The organism is Actinomadura logoneensis (genome assembly GCF_003428695.1).
GTDB lineage: Bacteria > Actinomycetota > Actinomycetes > Streptosporangiales > Streptosporangiaceae > Spirillospora > Spirillospora logoneensis.
The window spans coordinates 1-1,091 of sequence record NZ_QURH01000468.1 but is presented as its reverse complement, the minus strand read 5'-3'; the positions used below and the strand labels follow the sequence as shown (position 1 = coordinate 1,091).

Genomic DNA, 1,091 nt, shown 5'->3' with positions numbered 1-1,091 from the left:
GCCGGCGACCGCCCGGCCCGGCCCGCTGCGGCGGCTCCGCCGCGCGGGCTGGCTGCCGGGACTGCTGCTGGTCTCGCCGTCCATCGTGGCGATCGGCCTGTTCGTGTACGGGCTGATCTTCTGGAACACGCGGGTCGCGGTGAGCGGCAAGCACGACGAGGTGTCGCCGTACAAGTTCGACAAGGGGAAGAACTTCGTCGATCTGTGGCACCAGCCGTCCTGGCCGGGGGCGGTGCGGCACGCGCTGATCTTCACGGTCGTGTTCGTGGGCGGCGCGCTGCTGCTCGGCGCGTTCCTGGCGTTCCTGATGGAGAAGGGCATCCGGGGCGAGGCCGGGTTCCGGATCGTCTACCTGTTCCCGATGGCGATCTCGTTCATCGCGTCCGGGGTGGTGTGGCGGTGGCTGATGAACCCGGCCCCCGGCGACCGCGCGGTCGGCCTGAACCAGCTCTTCCACAAGGCCGGGCTCGGCGACCTGGCGAACTCGTGGTGGCAGGACCGGACGTGGGGCATGGCCGCGATGGCGATCCCCGCGGTCTGGCAGATGTCCGGGTACGTGATGGCGCTGTACCTGGCCGGGTTCCGCAGCGTGCCGGACGACCTGCGCGAGGCGGCCCGGGTGGACGGCGCGTCGGAGTGGCAGGTCTACCGGTACGTGGTCTTCCCGCAGCTCCGGCCGGTCACGCTGTCGGCGCTGATCATCCTCGGGCACATCTCGCTGAAGGTGTTCGACCTGATCATGGCGATCGCGGGCAAGCAGATCATCACCTACGTCCCGGCGATCGCGACGTACGTCGAGGTGTTCGACCGGCACGACCCCGCGAACGGCGCGACGATCGCGACCTACCTGCTGCTGGCGGTCGCGGTCCTGGTCATCCCGTACCTGGTCTGGTCGGTGCGGACGGAGCGGACCCGATGAGGCCGGCGGACGCCACGGGCGTGAGGGGTGCCGTGGGCGCGGTGGTTGCGGTGGGCGCGGTGGATGCGGTGGGCGCGGTGGACGGCTCGGGCGCGGTGGACGGCCGGGAGGGGGCGGGGCGATGAGCGCTGCGGCGGGTGCGGTGGCGCGGGCCCCGGGCGCGCGGGCGGGC

General features: G+C 72.2%; 1 protein-coding gene. It reads left to right on the top strand.

The window, feature by feature from the left end:
- On the top strand, positions 1-919 hold a 919-nt coding region (locus DZF91_RS23365), incomplete at its 5' end, for a carbohydrate ABC transporter permease (RefSeq protein ID WP_407920928.1).
- Positions 920-1,091 lie beyond the last annotated feature (172 nt).